Annotated in this window: 23 protein-coding genes and 1 tRNA gene; 8 read left to right on the top strand and 16 right to left on the bottom strand. The window is 61.2% G+C overall.

All coding sequences use genetic code 11. From position 1 onward, the window contains the following. Positions 1-385 precede the first annotated feature (385 nt). Entirely contained in the window at positions 386-1096 is a 711-nt protein-coding gene (locus FJY73_03905) for a DUF91 domain-containing protein (protein MBM3319804.1), read from the top strand. Between the two features lie 437 nt (positions 1097-1533). Here the strand turns inward: FJY73_03905 and FJY73_03910 are convergent, their stop codons facing one another. Beyond that, positions 1534-1923, bottom strand: a complete 390-nt coding sequence (locus tag FJY73_03910) for a hypothetical protein (protein ID MBM3319805.1) — start codon at positions 1921-1923, stop codon at positions 1534-1536. An 802-nt stretch (positions 1924-2725) separates the two neighbouring features. Here FJY73_03910 and FJY73_03915 point away from each other — a divergent pair. The 7 genes from FJY73_03915 to FJY73_03945 all read left to right on the top strand — a co-directional run bounded on the left by FJY73_03915 (position 2726) and on the right by FJY73_03945 (position 8207). Beyond that, positions 2726-3208: a hypothetical protein gene (locus tag FJY73_03915; protein ID MBM3319806.1), complete on the top strand. Its 483-nt coding sequence runs from the start codon at positions 2726-2728 to the stop codon at positions 3206-3208. A gap of 133 nt (positions 3209-3341) precedes the next feature. After that, positions 3342-3605, top strand: coding sequence for a hypothetical protein (locus tag FJY73_03920; GenBank protein MBM3319807.1), 264 nt, complete (start codon positions 3342-3344; stop codon positions 3603-3605). 458 nt (positions 3606-4063) lie between these two features. Continuing rightward, positions 4064-5431: a ThiF family adenylyltransferase gene (locus tag FJY73_03925; protein ID MBM3319808.1), complete on the top strand. Its 1368-nt coding sequence runs from the start codon at positions 4064-4066 to the stop codon at positions 5429-5431. Continuing rightward, on the top strand, positions 5413-5670 hold the full coding sequence (locus FJY73_03930; GenBank protein ID MBM3319809.1) for a hypothetical protein: 258 nt from the start codon (positions 5413-5415) through the stop codon (positions 5668-5670). The genes FJY73_03925 and FJY73_03930 overlap by 19 nt, the downstream gene beginning before the upstream one ends. A 66-nt stretch (positions 5671-5736) precedes the next feature. After that, a complete protein-coding gene (locus tag FJY73_03935) occupies positions 5737-6219 on the top strand; it encodes a hypothetical protein (GenBank protein MBM3319810.1) in 483 nt (160 codons plus the stop codon). Between the two features lie 51 nt (positions 6220-6270). Further along, on the top strand, positions 6271-7509 hold the full coding sequence (locus FJY73_03940) for a hypothetical protein (GenBank protein MBM3319811.1): 1239 nt from the start codon (positions 6271-6273) through the stop codon (positions 7507-7509). A 47-nt stretch (positions 7510-7556) separates the two neighbouring features. Next, a complete protein-coding gene (locus FJY73_03945) occupies positions 7557-8207 on the top strand; it encodes a hypothetical protein (GenBank protein ID MBM3319812.1) in 651 nt (216 codons plus the stop codon). A 462-nt stretch (positions 8208-8669) separates the two neighbouring features. Here the strand turns inward: FJY73_03945 and FJY73_03950 are convergent. The 15 genes from FJY73_03950 to FJY73_04020 form a co-directional block, all read right to left on the bottom strand. Then, positions 8670-8744 (bottom strand) — tRNA-Asn (locus tag FJY73_03950). 139 nt (positions 8745-8883) lie between these two features. After that, positions 8884-9366, bottom strand: coding sequence for a DUF4920 domain-containing protein (locus FJY73_03955; protein MBM3319813.1), 483 nt, complete (start codon positions 9364-9366; stop codon positions 8884-8886). Between the two features lie 148 nt (positions 9367-9514). After that, complete coding sequence (gene rplQ, locus FJY73_03960; GenBank protein ID MBM3319814.1) at positions 9515-10003, bottom strand: 50S ribosomal protein L17; 489 nt, start codon at positions 10001-10003, stop codon at positions 9515-9517. Positions 10004-10023: 20 nt separating this feature from the next. Beyond that, complete coding sequence (locus FJY73_03965; GenBank protein MBM3319815.1) at positions 10024-11031, bottom strand: DNA-directed RNA polymerase subunit alpha; 1008 nt, start codon at positions 11029-11031, stop codon at positions 10024-10026. Positions 11032-11050: 19 nt separating this feature from the next. Further along, positions 11051-11680: a 30S ribosomal protein S4 gene (gene rpsD / locus FJY73_03970; GenBank protein MBM3319816.1), complete on the bottom strand. Its 630-nt coding sequence runs from the start codon at positions 11678-11680 to the stop codon at positions 11051-11053. 45 nt (positions 11681-11725) lie between these two features. Next, positions 11726-12118, bottom strand: coding sequence for a 30S ribosomal protein S11 (gene rpsK / locus FJY73_03975; protein MBM3319817.1), 393 nt, complete (start codon positions 12116-12118; stop codon positions 11726-11728). 54 nt (positions 12119-12172) lie between these two features. Continuing rightward, positions 12173-12547 (bottom strand): 30S ribosomal protein S13, encoded by a 375-nt coding sequence (rpsM, locus tag FJY73_03980; GenBank protein MBM3319818.1) that lies wholly within the window; start codon positions 12545-12547, stop codon positions 12173-12175. A gap of 32 nt (positions 12548-12579) precedes the next feature. Continuing rightward, positions 12580-12696 carry a 50S ribosomal protein L36 gene (gene rpmJ / locus FJY73_03985; GenBank protein MBM3319819.1) on the bottom strand — a complete coding sequence of 39 codons (117 nt, stop codon included), beginning with the start codon at positions 12694-12696 and terminating at the stop codon, positions 12580-12582. Positions 12697-12725: 29 nt separating this feature from the next. Then, complete coding sequence (gene infA / locus FJY73_03990) at positions 12726-12944, bottom strand: translation initiation factor IF-1 (GenBank protein ID MBM3319820.1); 219 nt, start codon at positions 12942-12944, stop codon at positions 12726-12728. A 9-nt stretch (positions 12945-12953) separates the two neighbouring features. Then, entirely contained in the window at positions 12954-13697 is a 744-nt protein-coding gene (gene map / locus FJY73_03995) for a type I methionyl aminopeptidase (GenBank protein MBM3319821.1), read from the bottom strand. Positions 13698-13713: 16 nt separating this feature from the next. After that, complete coding sequence (secY, locus tag FJY73_04000) at positions 13714-15036, bottom strand: preprotein translocase subunit SecY (protein MBM3319822.1); 1323 nt, start codon at positions 15034-15036, stop codon at positions 13714-13716. A gap of 25 nt (positions 15037-15061) precedes the next feature. Further along, positions 15062-15505, bottom strand: a complete 444-nt coding sequence (gene rplO / locus FJY73_04005; GenBank protein ID MBM3319823.1) for a 50S ribosomal protein L15 — start codon at positions 15503-15505, stop codon at positions 15062-15064. A 3-nt stretch (positions 15506-15508) separates the two neighbouring features. After that, the gene (gene rpmD / locus FJY73_04010; protein MBM3319824.1) at positions 15509-15691 is read right to left on the bottom strand and encodes a 50S ribosomal protein L30; all 183 of its coding nucleotides are present in this window, start codon (positions 15689-15691) and stop codon (positions 15509-15511) included. Beyond that, positions 15684-16244, bottom strand: a complete 561-nt coding sequence (gene rpsE, locus FJY73_04015; GenBank protein MBM3319825.1) for a 30S ribosomal protein S5 — start codon at positions 16242-16244, stop codon at positions 15684-15686. Before rpsE ends, rpmD begins: the two co-directional genes overlap by 8 nt. A 17-nt stretch (positions 16245-16261) precedes the next feature. Further along, positions 16262-16636, bottom strand: a complete 375-nt coding sequence (locus FJY73_04020; GenBank protein MBM3319826.1) for a 50S ribosomal protein L18 — start codon at positions 16634-16636, stop codon at positions 16262-16264. Between the last annotated feature and the right edge of the window lie 23 nt (positions 16637-16659).

Below are 16659 nucleotides of genomic sequence, written 5' to 3' on the forward strand. Positions count from 1 at the left end.
GCCGAGCGTGGCGGGGTTCGTTCAGCAACTCCCGGCTCTCGCACCTGCCCTGGTCCTGATCGTGCGCGCCATCCGGTTCCACGTAGCTCCGACGACCTGTGATGACCGCATCCGGCGACGCATCGAAGCCGCGCTCGCCCAGCATCTACGCGAGCAGGATGGCGACGTCGGGGCTTTCCAAGACGAGCACGTTCGGTACGTGCCTCGACGGCCCAACGAGAAACCGATCCTCGTGCGCTTCGGGTGGCAACAGCGCCCGCTCGGGGGACCGGACACGATCGAGGCGTGAAGTACAATCCGACAACGTCCCCAGTACTGTGGTCGAACCACCAGCGAAAGGCAGGCACTGACCCGAGCCGGCGCTATCTACAAGGAGAGAAGCTCGATGGACGAGGAACGGAAGGTTCTGCCACTGAAGGAAGCTTATCGTTTCGGCGCAGAGAAAGGCCTCGGTCCGGAAATGGCCGAGATCAGGGAAATGGAGATTGAGTGGGACTTGTCGTACAACTCGTCCCTGCGCCGCGGGTATGTCGTCGATCTCCTTGACCGGAAACAGCTGTTCGATGACTTCAAAGAGCAGTATTGGCCTGCAGGTAAGACTCCTTGGGGGGAGCGGAAGAGCGCGTTCTGGCTTCGCCTCAAAACTCGATATGAGGACTTTCTCGCGGGGCGTGGCGAAACCGTTGCTGACCCAGAGGAGACCGACGAGGATCAGGCGTTCGCGGCCGAGACTGACCTCCGAGATTTCCTCGCGAACAACCTTGGGTGCGTGGAGCCCGGCCTAGTGCTCTACCGTGACGGCGAACGAACCGGCGTGGAGTTTCCAGTAGAGGACGGCCGCGTCGACATCCTCGCGGCCGACAGGTCCGGGCGATTCGTGGTCTTTGAGCTGAAGCTGGCTCGCGGGCGCAACAAGGTGCTCGGGCAATTGCTCTACTATATGGGTTGGGTCGACCGACATCTCGGTCAGGCTCCCTGCCGTGGGGTGATCGTGGCGAAAGAGATCTCAGAGGATCTGATCTTGGCCACCCAGCGTGTCCAGGGCGTTTCGCTCTACCGTTACAAACTCAGCGTGTCCGTTGAGCGCGTAACCTGAAACAGAGGACTGTGCCTCAACGTGAAGTAGACGTCGGAAGGAGGGCAGTGCCCTTTCCCCAGCCGTCCGCGCTCGGCGGAGCCTGCGGAGGCGTGTGGAGTTCGCGCGTGAGGCCCGCGGCGCCCCGTGTCGCGCGTTTGCGCCCGTTCCACAGGCGGCAGCGCGCGGGGCCGTGTGGAATCGCCGCCCGACGGCCCGCTGCGCCCCGTGTCGCGCGTGTGCGCCCGTTCCACAGGCGGGAGCGCGTGCGTGCGGAGGCGTGTGGAGTCTGCGCGCAAGGCCCCGCGCCCCGTGGAGCGCACCAGAGCGGCAGGGACACAGGAAAGGGCGAGGCAACTTCTGCCTTGGCCTTGAGGAACTCGGCCTTCTCACGGAACGGACAGGCATCGAACTGACGCTGGCAGGATGTCAGGTATTGGCAGCCAGAAAAGATCCGTCTACCTCCTTTTCAGAAGGCGCATTTCCTCGGGCTGGAGGATCTTGACCACCTCGTCGTTCTTGAAGAGGAACCCGTACTCCTGCATTCCGACGTAACCGCCGAACCGGTTCTTCGCATTGACACCGACTGCGACCATGTAACCTGCGTAAAGACGCCCGCCGAGCAACGGCGGCTCTTTCACCCACATCCTCTGTGGACTTCCGAATTCGTAGTGGGCTGAGTAGGGATCGAAGAGGACTCTCTCGAAGTACGTCCGAATGGCAGTCTGGTAGTCGATCGTCAGGGGACGCCCATAGTCAAGACTGTCGATCTCCTGCTGCGTCGGCATGGTCGCGCAGCTAACCATGAGAAGCGCGCATATTGCCCCCAAAAGTGCCTGAACATTCATCACGCGACCTCCGGCTCCGCCGTCTCATCCCTCGGACACAGCCCCCCGGACCGGGCATATGTACTCCGGGCGCCAGTCCATCTATGCTCAAGTCATAATAGTATCATACTGTCAACTGTCAACGGCCGCCCGTGAGGGTTCCGCCAATTCTGCCCGTTCGATTCCCGGAGATTGTGACCGGTTGACGACGGAGGGTTCTGATACTGTCCGTAACCGCTTTATAGTCACGACCGGTTTTCGCGGGCACGGCACCACGCGTCTTCACGGAAGCCGCGTCACAGGCGCGTGGAATCGCCTCCCGACGCCCCTCGGCGCGTGTGCGCGAGGTCCACAGGCGGGAGCGCGAGGCGGAGCGTGGCCCGACGGCCCGCAGCGCCCCGTGGAGCCCACCGGACCCGCAGTTCCACAGGCGGGAGCGCGAGGCGGAGAGGCGCCCGACGGCCCGCGGCGCGTGTGCGCACGTTCCACAGGCGCGAGCGAGAGGCGGACAGGCGCCCGAAGGCCCGCGGCGCTCGTCCCACAGGCGGGAGCGGGAGGCGGAGGGGGAACTGATTGATCTTCAAGAGGATGGCTTTCCACCAGAGAAGACTCTGGACCGGTGATGAGAGGACACACCAGACCGGTGCTCACAGCCCTTCCCTCCCGACGCTTATTCGTGCTAGAGTTGACCCGTCCGCCTCCCCATGGGACCGGCCCAGCTTGACTAGACGGGGGGGAGCGAGGAGTTACGAAGCTTGAGGCGCGGCCATTGAGCGGCACTGCCAGCCGACAATCTAAACGTATCCACCGATGAGGTGATCACATGGATCCCTCGCAAGCGCTTCGAGAATGGCTCGCGAACGAGGAGGAACTCCTGGGATTCCTACAGGAGCGCAAGTGGTTCAGCAAGCGTTTCCTCGTACTGACCGACCACCGTCTCATCCTCTTCGAGAGGCGGTTCTGGGGTCGCCTCAAGGACCTTAGTGATAAGCAATGGCGACAGTTCATTGATGTTCATCTCGAACAAGGGTTCTTTTCTTCAAGCATGAGGCTAACCTTCTTCACCTACCATGACTCCATCGCGTATCATGATCCACACAATCCCAAGCAAATAGAGGCCCAGGCATGGGTCTTCGACAACTTGGACAAGAAAGGCGCCCGTCATGCCTACGTAATGCTTAAAGCCAAGGAAGGAGAATGGAAAGAGAGGCGCCTCCGAGAGCAAATCGAGCGAGAGAAGTCTTGTCGTGCCGTTCACTTCCACGGTGTCCAGAACTTCCCTGAGGGTAGGGATTCTCCGACCTAACTTGGTGTCTCACCTAACGGCACCGAGTATCGCCGTGGTTATAAGCACTGGCCTGCCCCCCGAGAATTGGCTTTGGGGGAGAGTGGGTCTGTGACCGAGCGATTCTACGATCCGGTCTGGCAGGAATATGGCGATGTCCGGCAGCAAACCAGGACTGAGCACCATTTGGCTTACCGTCGTGAATAGCAGCCATAACCGACACGACTATACGTTCGAAACCCTCACCGCCCGCGACCATCGTCAGGGCAAGCAACTAATTGGCCAAGGTGTGATGGTACTCATTGGAGGCTCACTGCTATCATTGCTGATCGGGCTCCCTGAGGGTATTGCATTCTGTGTACTGGTCGGGATCGGCATGATCGTCTGGGGGCGTATCAAGATCTGGTCGCCCCGCTGAAGTCGGCAGGGCCTTCCACCCTGTGTGGTGGCGCGGTCTCATCTGAGATTCAGTTGAGCGAAAGGGACTTCCAGAGTTGCTCGCCATGAGCGGTTGGAATCGCATCCGAATGGCACTGCGGAAGCTTCAGCGCTTCCTCCTACCCGACCGAGGTCGCTCGAGGACCAAGGGCTCTCGGCGTCACTTCATCACATACCACGTCACACCCCCCGAAGCCCTTAGAGGTACTGAACCGGTCGGCTTCCCGCCTCTCCGTCGCGCCTCCCGCCGTCGACGCCGCGGGGCCGGACAAGGCACAGATCCATCGTACGCCTCCTTCCGCATAGCGGCTCGTACACGACCTAAGCAGTGTCCCTTCTGCCGAAGTCGCGAGAGTGTAACCCGATCCTCCTCGGATGGTTGGCAATGTAGAACCTGTGGATATCTCTGGTAGCTATCATGAAACGAGAGGAAAGACGGTGACAGATTTTTCGCTGCTGTCGATATCAGATCCCGAATTGAATCCATTTGACCGACAGGAACGAATGTCCTGGTGGGACGCGAAGAAGGTGAGCTCTTCCACCTTGCTCGTCGCCGGGGCGGGCGCTACTGGCAACGAAACTCTGAAGAATCTAGCACTTCTGGGCGTGCGACGAATACTAGTCGCAGATTTTGACAAGATAGCCCTCTCGAACCTGAGTCGCACTGTGCTCTTCGCCAGAAATGACCTTGGCAGGAGCAAGGCGCGCATTGCTGCCAAGCGCACTCGGCAGATGTGCCTGGCGGAAGATCCACAGATCGATTGTTTTGACGGAGACATCGTATGGGATCTCGGCACTGGCGTTTACATGGAGATGGACCTTGTCTTCGGTTGCCTCGACAATGCCGAGGCTCGGCTGGCCATCAATCGCCAATGTTGGCTGGCCAATACTCCCTGGATCGACTCCGGGATTCTGGAATTGGGGGCGCACGTAGCCACATACATACCTCTTGAGGGGCCCTGTTACCAATGTGGAATACGGCGGGAGACCCTTGCTTCTGCACGCACTCGGTATTCCTGCGACGATTTCAAGAAGTCTTTACTTGCAGAAGGAAAGCTGCCAACGGTTCAGGTAACCTCCGCGCTGGCTGCGGCCCTTCAAGTGCAGGAAGGCATGAAGCTGCTCTGCGGGCGGACAGCCAAAGGTGGGCGCTATTTTCACTACGATGGAAACACAAACACACTGGATACTTACGACACGCAGGCAACGCCGAACTGCATCGCATGCACTACTTATCCTGGTGTCCATGCTCTGGGAGCATCTGCGGAGATGACGGTGCGGGAGTTTCTGACCTACGTGAGTGATGCCAAGTTGTCCGGCCGCGGTGCAACTCTCGATCTGCGAGGCGACAGGACATTTGTCTACAGTATCCGTTGTCCCGGATGCGGAAGAGCCCGACGCCTTCTGAAACCCTCATTCAAGCTTTTCGACACGGACGCATACTGTCCTCGTTGTAGACGGCGGATCCCGGAACATACGGGCCCCCCGAATGATGTTCCGGCGGAGAAAACTCTCCTGCCAGCCCTCTCATTGCAGGCGAGTGAAGACCCGGTGCTGAATCTCAGACTGCGAGATCTCGGTATTCCATGGTACCATGTCGTTTCTGTGCAGGATGCCGGGGGAGAGTATCGGTACTACCTCTTGGGCGCGGATCGCTCCCGAGTGTTCCCAAGCATTACAATGCAGTCTCGTATTGGGCGCTCTCAGGAGAAGGAGACGACTGTCACCCGACGCCAGCTGATAGAAGTTTCCAGGTTACGGAGAGACCAGAAAGGAGAGGAATCGCAATGGCCGAGATCAAGGTGACCTTTGTCCATCCAACTGATGGGCGCAATGCGACCGTGACGCTCGATGACACTATGACACCCGAGGAGGCGATTGCGGAGTTAATTACCAATGACTTTATCGCTCCTAGCACGTTCGGGTACTGTCTCGGGAAGAAGGGTGGCGACCGGCTCGCGAACGACGTCGGACTTGGCCACGGGGGAGTTAAGGACGGTGACAAGCTTACCGTGATCCCAAACACCGATGCTGGAAGGCATTGAGAGGAGCCACCCATGCCTAGCCCCCAACAAGCACGTCTAGTCCGCCTGAAGAACGATTATCAGGAAATGCTGAACATCAAGGGTGCGGTTGTCACTTGGCATGCCATAGGCGGGTCTCCTCCATACCTTGAGGAATATGAACTTGCTGTAAGGGTCCGCACGATCATCGGCCCCGGTCCATCTTACCGGGAAGAGCATCGCATTGGGGTTAGGCTTCCCCCTTCCTATCCGGTCTCCCCGCCCCTAATAGTTATGAAGAGCTCCCCACAGCCGTTTCACCCAAACTGGTTCGCAGATGGACGGTGGTGCTGTGGACCCTGGACCCTAGAAGGTTTGGGCCAGCACGTTGTGAGAATGATACGGACCCTGCAGTTCGATCCAGAAATAACGAACCCGGATAGCCCCGCCAATCGGGAAGCAAACACCTGGTATCTAGAGCATCGCGAACGTGGGATCTTCCCCTGTGACCGAAAAGGACTTCCGGATCCGACGCAATCCCGTTTCGTCATGCAAAAGGAGACACTGAAGAAGACGTTCCGAATGGAGTAGACCTGGTCATGTGAAGCGGGCCATCTGACAAGACCGGATTGCGGGGAAACCATGCCAAAGACGAAACTCCCGCCCGACCATTCGAGGTTAACTGAGCAAATGGTGGCGATCGAACGACAGCGGTGGATTACTCAGGACCTTAAGGCTCTTGGAGCTCTATTAGATGGGAAGCAGGAGTCAATACGGCTACTGAAGCAAAGTGGTGAAGGTGTTGACGCGCATGTGTTTCTCTTTGAAACGCGGTTGCCTCTGATCATTGGGGTTGGTGTGGAAGGCCAGAACAAGTACAGGATTCCCTTCCACATTAAAGTCACGCTCCCTCGCGGCTATCCCCGAACGGCTTCCCCCATGTTTCGGATCCGCCCCATCCCATATCACCCTCTGGTGGATCGTCCTTCCTTTTTCCGTAGCTTCTTCACAGATTGGGCTACCTGGACGGGGCGTTTTCCTAACGGCCTGGCTCTCTCGGAGCAACTGGAATTGTTGATCCGCTGTCTTGTTCTTATCCCGGAAGCACTGGCCCAGGTGAGCCCAAAGAGCAAATCCGCCGACGTGCAGGGATGGTACCAATCCGTAGTGAAAAGGGGGAGTTACCCGCTAGGGGCTGAGCGTTTCAGGCAAAGCAGCAGCGGGAGCGGGAAGACGTTTGCCATGGAAACCGAAGTTGTAGCGGGGGGCTCTGTCGGATCCGCCGCGAACGTGATCGTTAGGAAGCGCTTCGACATCGAGAAGATCACTCCGGCGTATCGTCCGGAGAAAGGGAGCGTCCCCAGGCTGACAGGTGTTACTCCTTCTAACGCCTCCAAAGCGAGTGGCTCGTATCAACTCATCATCACAAAGAGGGCGGCACGGGATATTCTTGATCACGTGCACTGGGGTGAGGAGCCGAGGGAGCCACTGCACGAGCAAGGCGGGATACTCCTCGGTTATGCGATCGAAGACATTAGGGCCGGTGTGATTTGCGGGGTCGTGAAACGAGCGGTGCCAGGAGAGCCATCGCGCGCTTCCAGCGTCTATCTAGAGCTGAATCACGACGCCTGGTGGCGCATGTATGCCATTGTCGATGATCTCTCGAAAGCGAATTCCCAGCGCGGCTTGCACATTGTTGGCTGGTATCATACCCATCCAGGGAGTCTGGGCGTCTTCATGTCGGGCACTGATCTCAACACCCAGAGAACAGTGTTCCGCGCGGACTGGCAGTTCGCTGTCGTGATGAATCCACAACGCTGCATTTGGCGCGCGTACCATGGGCCCCATGCGGAGGAGTGTCTAGGGTTCTTGGAGGGCTGAGCGGGAACGAATGGACCCCTCGCGCCCTTCCTCGCGGATATCTAGGAATGAATACCTATCTCCTGGATTCTCGGAAGCACGCGGCCTTCCTGGCGGAGGAGCGTATTGATCCATTCACCCGAGAGCCCTTGCGTCCCGGCGACGAGATCGTCATCTGCGCGAGGGATAAGATGGCATTTCATTTGGCTTCCTGGAACGTACAAAACGGGTGCCCGATCTGCCACTGCACGGAAACTGGCACTCTCCCAGTGTCGACCCGTCACCCGTCGTTCCGGCAGCGGACCAAGCCGCGGGTGACAGAAGTTGCGGAGAGGAGTATTCCGAGGAGGGAAGCAAGAGGCTCGAGAATCGGCGTCCTTCTCCTCGTCGGGGCTATGGCAGCTGTGGGAGTGTGGGGCGTTATATTTCGCGTAGATACTAGCTCCCGTGAACGGGCCCGAGCAATCGACCGCCGTGCAATTGCGAGGGGGGCCGTGTCCGCAGAGGTCACAGCCGTGAACCTGAGGCGCTCACCGGGGTACTTAGGGAAGAGCCTAGCCGACGTCATTAAGGAGGTTCCATCTGGTACTGGAGTGGAAATACTCAATGGACCAACGGTGGTGGATGGATTGCCCTGGTGGGAGGTGAGGTGTTTGGGCTCTGCGGGTTGGATGGCGGAGCGGACGACGAGTGGGAAGAAGATCATAGCCAGGCAGTGAGCCCAGAGAAGAGGTTGGCGGTATAGCCTGTGTACGAGCGAGTGAGAGGTGTGACGATCGCGAGCACTACAGGAGATAGGCATCCGATCACAGGGAGAAGGTTCTCGGCGGAGATTTTGGGACGCCATGCCGATTTCGCCCGACCGGCGATCGGGACAAGCCACGAATCGTCCCGAAATAGCCATCGCGTTCACAGAACACGAAAGTCCCCTTCCGGCCCCACGACCGGAGCGTGAGACGAGAGCTGCCCACGCCGGGTCGATGCAGGGATGGGCTTTCACGGTGGGCGGGCCGCTCGGCTTTCTGCTCTCAGGATAGCCGCCGTTTCTTGAAGCGTCGATAGGGGACGCCGGGCGATTCTGTCAAGTGCTTGGTCGCAGGTTCGAGTCTCGGCCGGGGTGCCCGTTGGTACGCAAACTCTAACCGATTGATATTGATGAAGTTACGAGAGGGGGTTGGGGCTGGCTCCCCGGGCAGGACTCGAACCTGCAACCAACCGGTTAACAGCCGGTTGCTCTACCATTGAGCTACCGAGGAACCTCAAGCGAGCCGATTCGTTCGGGACGGCCGGATCGCCGTCCCATGGTGCGTGATTCTAGTGCATCCCGGACCGGATGAGAAGGCCCGGGTGCGGACGCCGGGTCGTGCCGGCCTCCGCTCGCGGTCCGGGCCGCGGCTACTTCTCGAAGAGCTCGACCGCGGAGAGCATCACGTAGCAGTCCGGCTGCGGACAGACGTGCGGCTCCTCGCCCTCCGCGTGCTCGTGATCATGCTCGTGCTCGTGAGCGCACTCCTGCTCCGCTTCCGCCGTGACCGGCTCGACCACCACGAGTTCTCCCTCGACTCGGATGCGCGCCCCTTCACACGTCGTCGGCACGGTCACCGAATGATCCGCGCTCTTCGCGTAGATCTTCGCTCCGCCGGGGCCCTCCTCGACGAGCGCCCAGCAGCCGGAGCCCTTGCACACTCCCGTCACGGTCCCTTGCACCAACACCGTTTCTCCGGCGTAGGCGCGCGGGTTCTCCATCAACTTGGCGATCGAAATCGTCTTGGTCGCGCCGATCGATTCGCCGGCCCTGTAGTACGGTTCGCTTCCGCATGCGACAGCGATGAGTCCCACAAGCGCGATCGCACCAATCGTCATCCGCGTTCTTCTCATCGAGCGAGATCTCCTCATCCGCAGTATCGTCGGCCTCGCGCTCCCCGCGAGGTCCGATCGAAGCTCCTCGCGTTCGATTCGAGACGCCGAACAGCAAGTCCCCGCGCCTCCGCGGGGACCGCATCTCGAACCGACCGCCGTCTCTTCCCTACCCCTTTTCGGCGGGCGCGGATTCCGTCGGCGTGCCCGCGCGCGCTGCGGCCTCTTCCTCCGCGCGCTTCCTCTCTTCCTTCTTCTTCTTCTTCTTCTCGACCTTCTCCTCGAGCTCCTCGATTTTCGGCTCGAGATCCACGAGCTCGATGAGAGAAAGCGGAGCGTTATCGCCCCGGCGGCGTCCCGCCTTCAGGATGCGCGTGTACCCGCCGTTCCGGTTGGCATAGGTCGGCGCGATGGTGTCGAACAGCTCGCGCACCACTTCCGCATCCGTGATCGTGCGCATCACGAGCCGCCGCGCGTGAAGGTCGCCCCTCTTCGCCGTCGTGATCAGCTTCTCGGCCAGCATTCGGAGCTCCTTCGCCCGGGCGTCGGTCGTCTCGATCCGACGCTTCCGGAAGAGCGATGTGACCATGTTCCGGAACATCGCCTCCCGGTGGCTCGTGCTCATGTTGAGGTGCCGGCCGGCTTTCTGATGTCGCATCGCGCGAAACCCTTCCTTCCCTAGGTCTCGTTCGGCTCGGCGCCGCCGCCCGTATGCCCGGAGAGGACCTCATCCAGGTTCATCCCGAACGAAAGATTCATGCCTCTCAAAATATCCGAGATCTCCTTCAGCGATTTCCGGCCGAAGTTCCTGTACTTCAGCATGTCGGCCTCGGTCTTCTGGACGAGATCGCCGATCGTGCGGATTTGCGCCGACTGAAGACAGTTGCTCGAACGGACCGAGAGCTCCAGCTCATCGACGCTACGCGAAAAGAGATCGCGCAGCTCCTCGACCTTCTCGTCCTCGATTTCTTCTTCTTCCGTCGTCGGCTCCTGCTCGAAGGTCATGAAGAGAACGAGATGATCCTTCAGGATCTTGGCCGCGTGCGAGACCGCGTCCTCGGGGGCGATCGTCCCGTTCGTCCACACCTCGAGGATCAGCCGGTCGTAGTCGGTCTTCTGGCCGACGCGCGTCTCCTCGACGCGGAACGTCACGCGCCGCACCGGCGAGTAGAGGGAATCGACCGCGACCACGCCGATCGGGGATTCCTCGAGCGGCTGCTGGTCCGCCGCCACGTACCCGCGGCCCACGTTCACGCCGACCTGCATCTTGAGCGAGGCGCCCTTGTCGAGCGACGCGATATGAAGGGTCGGGTTCAGAACCGTCATCCCCGCGGGGACCTCGAAGAGATCCGCCGTCACCTCGCCCGGGCCCTCGACATCGAGCGCCAGCGGCTTCGGCTCGTCGCCGTCGAGCCGGATCACCAGGTTCTTGAGGTTCAAAACGATATCCGTGACGTCCTCGACGACGCCCGGAAGGGTCGTGAACTCGTGCCGGGCGCCCTCGATCTTCACGTAGTACGGAGCCGCTCCCTGCAAGGAAGAGAGAAGCACGCGACGGAGAGCGCTTCCGAGAGTGGTTCCGTATCCTCTCTCAAGCGGCTCGGCGACGAACTTTCCGTACGTCTCCGTGTGCGTCTCTTCTTCCCTCTGGATCGCCTTCGGCATCTGGAGACTCTTCCACTTCATCTTACGCCGCCCCCATGGACTACTTCGAGTAAAGCTCCACAATGAGCTGCTCGTTCACATTCGCCGGAATCGCGTCGCGCGCGGGCATCTCCATTATGTGGCCGGAGAGCTTGTCGATATCCCGGGAGAGCCACGCGCAGAGCTGGTCCTCCCGGCGCCGTTCCTTCACTTCCTTAAAGACATGAAGCGATCGGCTCTTCTCGGCGACCTGCACGACCTCCCCTCTCGCGAGCCCATACGAGGGGATGCTGACCTTGCGCCCGTTGACCTGAAAGTGGCCGTGACGGACGAGCTGCCGCGCCGCCGAGCGGGAGGGCGCGAACCCGAGACGGAAGACGACATTGTCGAGGCGCCTCTCGAGCAGCCGGAGCAGGTTGTCTCCGGTCACGCCCGGCTGCCGCTCGGCTTCCGCGAAGTACTTCCGGAACTGCCTCTCGAGAATGCCGTAGATCCTTCTCGCTTTCTGTTTCTCTCTGAGCTGCAATGCGAAGTCCGATTGCTTCCGGCGCGGACGCTGGCCGTGCTCGCCGGGAGCATACCCGCGCCGATCGAAGCTGCACCTCGGGGAGAAACAACGATCCCCCTTCAGGAAGAGCTTCGCCCCTTCCCGCCGGCACAGCTTGCACTTCGCGTCGGTGTATCGTGCCATTCCCTTCCTCCGTGCGAACCGACGGCCCCCCGGCCGGGGCTCACTCTAGACGCGGCGCCTCTTCGGTGGCCGACAACCGTTGTGCGGAATCGGCGTCACGTCCCGAATCGACGAGATATCGAGGCCCGCAGCTTGCAGAGAGCGGATAGCGGCCTCGCGCCCCGCTCCCGGTCCCTTGACCAGGACTTCCACTTTCCTCAGCCCCATGGAGAGCGCCACCTTCGCCGACTCCTCGGCGGCGAGCTGCGCCGCGAACGGCGTGCTCTTCTTCGAGCCCTTGAACCCGATCCGCCCGGCGCTCGACCACGAAACAACGTTCCCCTTCGAGTCCGTAATCGTCACGATCGTGTTGTTGAACGTGGACTGAATGTGCGCCGTGCCGTACGGCTCGACCCGTTTGTCTTTCCGTTTCTTCTTCTTTTCCTTCGGGGGTGCCAAGCGCGGACCTCCTCTCCCCGGTCTTCCCGCGGAGCGCTGCGGGGCCGACCCGCCTTACGACTTCTTCTTCATGACGCCCGAACCCTTCTTCGGGCCTTTTCTCGTGCGCGCGTTCGTGCTCGTTCTTTGACCGCGCACGGGGAGTCCTCTCCGGTGGCGGAGGCCGCGATACGTCCCGATGTCCATGATCCGCTTGATGTTCATGGCCACCTCGTTGCGCAGGGCTCCCTCGACCTTGTGCTCGTTCTCGATGATCTTCCGGAGCTTGGCCGTGTCTTCCTCCGACAAGCTCTTCGCGCGGAGATCGGGGTTCACGCCCGCCGCCGCGAGAATCTTCCGCGACGTCGAGAACCCGATCCCGTAGATGTAGGTCAGAGCGACCTCGATGCGCTTCTCGGCCGGGAGATCGACCCCAGCGATACGGGCCACCGGCGACCCTCCTTTCCTCGAAACCTAAAGCATCACTGCTGTTTCTGTTTATGCCGCGGGTTCTTCTTGCAGATGACCCGCACGATCCCATTTCGTTTCACGATCTTGCAGTTCTCGCAGATCTTCTTTACCGACGCCCGCACTTTCATCGCAACTCACCTCGCATCCGCGTTCGCTTCTACTTGTATCGATAAATGATCCGGCCGCGGCTGAGGTCGTACGGAGACAGCTCGACCGTGACCTTGTCCCCGGGCAGGATTCGGATGAAGTGCATGCGAATCTTCCCGGAGATATGGGCCAGGACTCGATGGCCGTTCTCGAGTTCCACCCGGAACATCGCGTTCGGGAGGGGCTCGATCACGGTTCCCTCGACCTGCACCGCCTGTTCTTTCGCCATCCTTCCTCCCTAGCTCGTGAGGATGTCGGGGCCGTTCTTGCGCACGGCGACCGTGTGCTCGAAGTGCGCGCTGAGCGACCGGTCCGCGGTCACCACGGTCCAATCATCCTCGAGGAACCGTACGTCGGGGCCGCCCGCGTTCACCATCGGCTCGATCGCGAGGACCATCCCCTCTCGAAGACGCACTCCTTTTCCGGGGCGCCCGTAGTTCGGGACCTGCGGGTCCTCGTGCATGTTGCGGCCGATGCCGTGCCCGACCAACTTGCGGACGATCGAGAACCCTTGCGCTTCCACCTCGCTCTGCACCGCGTGGGAGATATCGCCGAGACAGTTCCCGGGGCGCGCCATCTCGATCCCCTTGTAGAGCGCCGCGCGCGTCGCATCGAGAAGTCTCTTCGCTTCGTCGCCGATCTCCCCGACCGGGAACGTCGCCGCCGAATCTCCGTGGAAGCCGTTCTTGTAAGCGCCCACGTCGATCCCGACGATGTCTCCCTCTTTCAGCGCCCTATTACCGGGTATTCCGTGCACGACCTCCTCGTTGATCGAGGCGCAGATGCTCGCGGGGTACCCGTTGTATCCCTTGAAGGACGGCTCCGCACCGCGCGATCGGATGTGCGCGGCGATCAGCTCGTCCAGCTCCTCCGTCGTCACGCCCGGAGCGATCTTCTCCGCCGCGAGGCGAAGCGCGCTCGCGACGATCGCCCCGCTCTCCCGCATCCTCTCGATCTCCTCGTCCCTCTTCAGAATGATCATGCCGCCCCCGCAGCCGTTACCGCCGCCCGCGGAGCCGTCCTTTCTTCATGAAACCGTCGTAATGCCGCATCAACAGGTGCGACTCGATCTGCTGCAGGGTGTCCAGACCGACGCCGACGACGATCAGAAGGCTCGTCCCCCCAAAATAGAACGGGACGTTGAACCGGCTGATCAGGAAGATCGGCAGGATCGTGATGAGGGCGAGGAAGATCCCTCCCGGGAGCGTGATCCGGGTGAGGATCCGGTCGATGTACTCGGACGTCCTCTTGCCCGGGCGGATTCCCGGAATGAACCCGCCGTACTTCCTCATGTTATCCGCGAGGTCCGCGGGGTTGAAGATGATCGCCGTATAGAAGTACGCGAAGAAGACGATCACCACCGAATACGCGATGTTGTACAGCGCCGTGTCCGGCGCGAAGAGGTTCGCGAGACTCTGAAACGCCTCGCTGTTGTGGAAGAACATCGTGGCCGCCGTCGAGGGGAACATCAGAACCGATTGGGCGAAGATGATCGGGATGACGCCCGCGGTGTTCACCCGAAGCGGAATGTGCGTGCTCTGCCCGCCGTACACCTTGCGCCCGACGATGCGTTTCGCGTATTGAACGGGAATCCGTCTTTGGCCCTGCGTGATCATGATCACCGCCGCGGTGATCGCGACCATCACGATGACGAGAAACGCCATGAGGAACGGGGAGAGTGTTCCCGCACGGAGCATGGCGAATGTCGTAATGGCGTCGATCGGGAACTGCGCGACGATCCCGATGAAGATGATCAGCGAGATCCCGTTCCCGATCCCCCGCTCCGTGATCTGCTCGCCGAGCCACATGATGAAGACCGTCCCGGACGTCATCGTGAGAACCGTCAGGAAGCGGAACGCCCATCCGGCCGCGGGAACAACGGGAGCGGTTTGGTCTTCGACGGGAACGGTGAGACTCTCGAGGAAGATGCTGATCCCATAGCCCTGGATAATTGAAAGGACCACGGTCCCGTACCGCGTGTACTGGTTGATCTTCCGGCGCCCTTCCTCGCCTTCCTTCTGGAGCCTTTCGAAATACGGAATCACCGCCGTCAAGAGCTGGAGGATGATCGACGCGCTGATGTTCGGCATGATGCCGAGCGCGAAGATCGTCGCCTTCGAGAGGTTCCCGCCCGCGAAGAGATCGTACAGCCCGAACAGGGTCCCCTGGTTCTGGCGGAAGAAATAGCCGAGCGCCGCCGTGTCCACGCCGGGGGTGGGCACGTGGCTTCCGATTCGATAGACCACGAGGAGGGCGAGCGTGAAGAGAACGCGCCTCCTGAGCTCCGGTATCTTAAAGATGTTTTGTATCTTGCCGATCACGTTCGCTTCCTTCGTGTCTCGACCGTTATTCCAACAGGGTGACTCGGCCCCCGGCCGTCTCGACCTTCTCGCGCGCCGCGGCGCTCACGGCGTGCACCGACACGCGGACCACGATCTCGACGCTTCCCTTGCCGAGCAGCTTGAGCGGCGCGTTCGGATTCCGAATGATCCTCTTCTCCGCGAGGATCTCGGGCGTTATCTCTTCGATCCCCTCGCAGCGGGCGAGGTCCCCCACGTTCACGATCTGGTACGTCTTGCGAAACGGGTTCTTGAAGCCGCGCTTCGGGAGGCGCCTCTGCAAGGGCATCTGGCCCCCCTCGAACCACGGCTGGACCGTGTTCCGGGCCCACTGGCCTTTCGCGCCCCGCCCGCTCGTCTTCCCCGTTCCGCTCGCCTCGCCGCGTCCGAGGCGCTTCCGCCGCCGAACCGCTCCGGGACCGGGCTTCAGGTTCTCCAGCTTGAAGGCCATGTGTCAGTCCACCTCCTCGACCCGCAGCAGATGGCGCACCTTGGCGATCATGCCGCGGATCTGGGGCGTGTCGTCGTGAACCACCGCTTCGTGCAAGCGGTGAATCCCTAATGTCCGAATCGTTACCTTCTGAACTTTTTGTCGCCCGATCGCCGAGCGGATCTGAACGATCTTCAGCCTACTCATTCCCCGTCTCCGCTCTCTCCGCGACCGCTTCCATCCCGAAGAGTTGCCGCACGGACATGCCGCGGGACTTGGCGACCGCCCCGGCGCGGCGCATCTTGTTCAGCGCGTCCATCGTGGCGGCCACGACATTGTGCGGATTGCTTGAACCAAGAACCTTGGTGAGCACGTTCCGCACTCCAGCCGCTTCCATGATCGCGCGCACCGCGCCCCCCGCGATCACGCCGGTTCCGTCCGAGGCCGGCTTCATCCACACGCGCCCCGCTCCCTTTCGGCCGACGACCTCGTGAGGGATCGTCGTCCCCAGCATTGGGATCGGCTTCATCGCCTTCCGGGCGGCCTCGGTCCCCTTGCGGATCGCCTCGGCCACCTCGCGTGCCTTCCCGAGCCCCGTGCCGACGCGGCCCTGGCCGTCGCCGACCGCCACCAAGGCGGTGAAGCTGAACCGGCGTCCGCCCTTCACGACCTTGGCGACGCGGTTGATGTAGATTACGCGTTCCTGAAGCTCGTCCCGTTCCGCATCCTCTCGGGGCGCAGGCCCCCTCTTCTGCCTCATCAAGGTGGAACTCTCCCCTAGAACTCGAGCCCTTCTTTGCGCGCGGCTTCCGCGAACGCCCGGACCCGGCCGTGGTAGGCGTACCCGCCGCGATCGAACCGCACCTTCCGAATACCCAACTCGAGGGCCCGGCGCGCCATTGTCTTGCCCAGCTCGGCGCTCTTCGCGGTCTTTCCCTTCGCCTCGGTCGCCGCCGCTTGGAACTCCTTCGACGTCGACGTGATCGAGAGAATCGTCTTTGCCCGCTCGTCGTCGACGATCTGGGCGCTCATGTGCTTGAGGCTTCGGAATACCGAAAGCCGCGGCCGTTCCGCTCCGCCGGAGATCTTCTTCCGGACCCTCGCCTTTCGCCTCAGCCTTCCTTCGTTCCTGAGGCCCGCCTTCGACTTCATCGAACTTCCCCCAGCGCCCGGCC

This window comes from Candidatus Eisenbacteria bacterium (genome assembly GCA_016867715.1).
GTDB lineage: Bacteria > Orphanbacterota > Orphanbacteria > Orphanbacterales > Orphanbacteraceae > VGIW01.